Raw genomic sequence first — 4,663 nt, 5'->3', positions numbered from 1 at the left:
GTAATTTGCATAACTCCCTCCTGTACGGGTTGACTAAATGTGCTAATCTCTTCTTGAAATTGTATCTCTTCGACCGGATTTAGATTGAGATATGTATCGATAAATCCAGAAATTAATTGCATTTTTGCAGGATTTAACTTTAAAGTAATTAACAAGCGCAGACATTCCGCCTTAACTTTTGCTCGCTCTTTCTCGGCAATGTTCATCTTCGCCATCAAAGCTGAAGCAACCGGATTCGGTTGATTGAGAAAATCTCGCCAATTTAATCGATTTAACTGCACTACTTGATAGTTAAATTCTAAGACCTTAAAATCAGGAAAATCGACTACATATTGACTAATCGCTGCTCTTTTTGGGCTTTGAATAAGAAAAAATTACAATCGGATAAATCGGTAAGACAAATTTCTCATGAAAGCGAGCAAAATAAGTAAACATTCGCCGGTTAAACCACTTGCGGGAACTTTCCTGCGCCTCCACATGAATCAGAAAAAAAGATTCTTTTCCTCGAAACTTAACCTGTGCGACTAAATCGCTTTCATGTCTTTCTCCTTCCGTGACATCGGTAAATACTTCTTTGTCTAAAAAAGTAATCGAGTCCCTATCTAAATAATCGATTAATTGAGGAAAAAATAACTCAATAAATTCGACAAAAAAGGTGGAGATTAACTCCTTAAATAAGCGATCATGGTCAATATTATTAGTCATGTAATATCATCTTAACTAATCTGAGTGATGAATGACTACTCTTCTCTATTGTATTCTGAAAAGTCGGTTGTGGCAACAGATTGTTATGACCTCATCCCTTTAACCTACGAGGAGAGGGGGATGCTTCCCGCAAAAAAACCCGCAGAAAACGGGTTTATCGAAGAAACCCGTTTTCTATTTCCAGGGTTCATCATAATTGATTGTAGGGCTAATTCATGAATTAGCCCTACAGCTATTACCTAGCTATATTCCACTGCTAAATCGAGCGACTCTTGTTCCCCACTTAAGCCCGCCATAAAAGGCCCTATTCGTTGATTAAACACTATTATAGGAAAGATGCAATGCAATCCTTGCTATCAAAGTAATTTCAGTTCCAGGCTGATTCGGAGCATCTTTCAATTTGACAAGGCCGAAAAATCCCCTATCCCCCAATAACTAAAGGAAAGATAAAGTTATCGATCGCCCTCCGGAGCCAGTGTCAGAATAAAAGCAGGGAGATGACCAAGGAAAACCGACAACTCTCCATCTTTTTCCCGTCATCGCCCCTAAAATTTATTTGGTTCAGATTTATGCAAACTGCCAATCCTCGTCAAACGGAGAAAAAAGAGCATCCCAGTGGCGATAAACGCTTCAAAGTCCTCGACATCACCATGAAGCGGGCAGGATATAATCAATCAGCCCTGATTGAAGTCCTGCACAAAGCCCAAGAAGCCTTTGGATTCCTAGAAGAAGATGTTCTCCTCTACGTTGCCCGGGCGCTAAAACTGCCCCTCAGTCGCGTCTATGGGGTAGCAACCTTCTACCATCTCTTTTCCCTGAAACCGGCGGGAAAACACACCTGTATCATCTGTATGGGGACTGCTTGTTATGTCAAAGGCAGCGGCAAAATCCTCGAAGACATCGAAAACACCTTTGATGTCAAAGTGGGAGAAACCACCGCCGATGGAGAAATTTCCCTAGTGTCGGCCCGTTGTATCGGGGCCTGTGGGATTGCGCCGGCCGTGGTCTTCGATGGAGTCGTGGCCCCTAAACAAGATTCGGAGACTGTCTTAGCGAAACTACAGAGTTTCTCCCAGTAATTTTTCACTCTAGTGGATTGAGAAGAATATGGACTTACAAGAATTATTGGCAGTGGCCGAGAAAGAAAAAACTAGACAAAAAAGCATCCGGGTGCATTGTTGCACTTCCACTGGTTGCCAAGCTGCTAACTCCCTCCAAATCAAAAAAAACCTCGCCACTGCCGTCAAAGAAGCAGACCTAGAGGATAAAGTCGAAGTGGTCGGGGTCGGTTGTATGGGTTTTTGTGGTCGCGGTCCGTTGGTGGAAGTGGATCCCCAGGATCTCCTATACGAAGAAGTCACCCCGGAAAGTGCGGCCAGCATTATTGCGGCCTTAAACGGCGGCAAAACCGAGGTGCAATTAGGGGACTCAAAACATCCCTTTTTCTCCCATCAAGTCAAAATTGTCCGGGAAAATAGCGGTAAAATCGATCCCGATCGCATTGAGGAATATATCGCCGTCGGGGGTTATCAATCTCTCTACAAGGCCCTCTACGAGATGACTCCGGCCCAGGTGGTGGAGGAAATCACCCAAAGCGGTTTGCGCGGCCGGGGAGGTGCGGGTTATCCCACCGGTTTAAAATGGGCGACGGTGGCTAAACAACCGGGTCAACAAAAATACGTTATCTGTAATGCTGATGAAGGCGACCCCGGGGCGTTTATGGACCGTAGTGTCTTGGAAAGTGACCCCCATTTAGTCCTGGAAGGAATGGCGATCGCTGCCTATGCCGTGGGGGCGGATCATGGTTATATCTATGTTAGAGCCGAATATCCTCTGGCGATCGATCGTCTGCAAAAAGCGATTAATCAGTCCAAAAAATTTGGTTTAATGGGTTCCCAAGTATTCGAGTCCACTTTCGATTTTAAGGTGGATATCCGCATCGGGGCGGGAGCTTTTGTCTGTGGAGAGGAAACCGCTCTCATCCATTCCATCGAAGGCGGCCGCGGCACTCCCCGCACCCGTCCCCCCTATCCGGCCCAATCGGGCCTCGATGGTTGTCCCACCCTGATTAATAACGTGGAGTCCTACGCTAATATCGCCGCTATTATCCGCGAGGGGGCCGCTTGGTACGCCAATATCGGTACTGCCAGCAGTAAAGGGACAAAAATCTTCGCTTTGACGGGAAAAATCCGCAATAATGGGCTGATTGAAGTGCCGATGGGCATTACTCTCCGGGAAATTGTCGAGGAGATGGGGGGTGGTGTTCCCGATGGTCAAGTGAAAGCGGTACAAACCGGCGGCCCCTCTGGGGGTTGTATTCCCGCTAATTTACTCGATACTCCCGTGGATTACGAATCCTTAGCCAAACTCGGTTCGATGATGGGATCCGGGGGGATGGTGGTTATGGATGATACCACCAGTATGGTGGAAGTGGCGAAATTCTATATGGAGTTCTGTCGCGAGGAGTCCTGTGGTAAATGTATCCCCTGTCGCACGGGAACAGTACAAATGTTTGAATTATTGGCCAAAATTATCGCTCGAAAGGCCGATATTCACGACCTCGAAAACCTAGAACATCTCTGTCAAATGGTCAAAGAAACCAGTCTTTGTGGTCTTGGCCAAAGCGCCCCCAATCCGATTTTAAGTACCCTAAAGTATTTTAAGGAGGAATATCTGGCTCTGTTACAGGAAACCAAGCACCCCGTCTCTGTTTGAGATTGACATCCTCACCGCCGGGGCCGGACGGTGATGACCGGCAGATCAAACAAACTTAATTGAACGATCTTCGGTTGGGTTGACGCTTCACGGGATGCTGCTTCTTTAACAGAAGTCTTACACTTTCCTCTGCGTCCGTTTTTTGAGGTCTCCGATTGCCCACCGGCGACCTTGATATTAATTGCGGCGTTCACGTCTCGATCATGGAAAGTCCCACAGAAAAGACATTCCCACTCACGGATATTTAACGCTTTCTTCCCGCCGATATTCCCACAACAGGAACACCTCTGAGACGTTGGCTCCCATCGGGAAATTATCCGAAAATCACGCCCATATTTGTCAGATTTTGCCGATAGCATATCTCGAAAAGAACGCCATCCTAAATCTGATATAGCACGGGACAACTTGCGATTTTTAACCATTCCCGATGTGTTTAAATCCTCTAAAATTATCGTTTGATTTTCACGAACAACTCTAGTGGATAGTTTATGCAAGAAATCAGTGCGAGTGTCTTTAATCTTTGCGTGGATTCTAGCTACTCGTTTCCTAGCTTTTTCCCGTCGTTTACTTCCCTTCTGTTTTCTAGAAAGGTTTTTCTGTGCTTTTCTTAGTCGTTTTAATCGTTTCTTTAACGGTTTCGGTGCGTCTATCTTTTCTCCTGTTGAGAGGGTAGCAAAGGTAGCAATCCCTAGATCAATTCCCACTGACTCCCCATTATTGGGAAGTATTTCGGACTGAATCTCGACGACAAAACTAAGAAAGTATCGATCTGATGCGTCTTTGATCACGGTGACGCTAGAAGGTTTAGAAGGTAATGGGCGACTCCAAACTATTCTTAAATCACCGATTTTCGCTAAAGTAACGCAGTGTTGGTTAACGGTAAAACCATTATCGGTAAATCTTGCTAATTGTTTAGATTTACGCTTCTTAAATTTAGGAGGTTTGACTTTCTTTCCTTTTCTTTCTCCCTTGCAAGATGCAAAAAAGTTAGAATAGGCTGTCTCTAAGTCTCTCAAAGACTGCTGTAAAGGGATAGAAGAAACCTCGGTTAACCACTGTTTTTCTTCTGTTTTCTTGACTTGAGTTAGTCTTTTAGATAACTCAGTATATTTTGGCTTTTTCTCCCCTTGTCGATAGAGTTATTGACAGTAAGCTAAGGTATCGTTCCAGACAACGCGCACACACCCCAACAATTGAGACAAAAGCCTCTTTTGTTGGTCTGTTGGGTAAATACGGTATTGAT

Annotated in this window: 2 protein-coding genes and 2 pseudogenes; 2 read left to right on the top strand and 2 right to left on the bottom strand. The window is 44.9% G+C overall.

Annotated features, from left to right (window positions below):
- A pseudogene (locus tag IM477_RS00345) lies at positions 1–705 on the bottom strand (Rpn family recombination-promoting nuclease/putative transposase); the annotation flags it as partial.
- A gap of 569 nt (positions 706–1,274) precedes the next feature.
- Between IM477_RS00345 and hoxE the strand changes: the two are divergent.
- The gene (gene hoxE, locus IM477_RS00340; RefSeq protein WP_190720096.1) at positions 1,275–1,784 is read left to right on the top strand and encodes a bidirectional hydrogenase complex protein HoxE; all 510 of its coding nucleotides are present in this window, start codon (positions 1,275–1,277) and stop codon (positions 1,782–1,784) included.
- A 28-nt stretch (positions 1,785–1,812) separates the two neighbouring features.
- Positions 1,813–3,420: a NuoF family protein gene (locus tag IM477_RS00335; RefSeq protein ID WP_287729979.1), complete on the top strand. Its 1,608-nt coding sequence runs from the start codon at positions 1,813–1,815 to the stop codon at positions 3,418–3,420.
- Positions 3,421–3,431: 11 nt separating this feature from the next.
- On the opposite strand, the pseudogene IM477_RS00330 reads toward IM477_RS00335, so the two are convergent.
- Positions 3,432–4,663 (bottom strand): annotated as a pseudogene (locus IM477_RS00330) (RNA-guided endonuclease InsQ/TnpB family protein); the annotation flags it as partial.

Source organism: Microcystis sp. M090S1, from assembly GCF_020246295.1.
In the GTDB taxonomy this organism is placed as follows: domain Bacteria; phylum Cyanobacteriota; class Cyanobacteriia; order Cyanobacteriales; family Microcystaceae; genus Microcystis; species Microcystis aeruginosa.
This window is presented reverse-complemented; position numbering and strand designations above follow the sequence as displayed.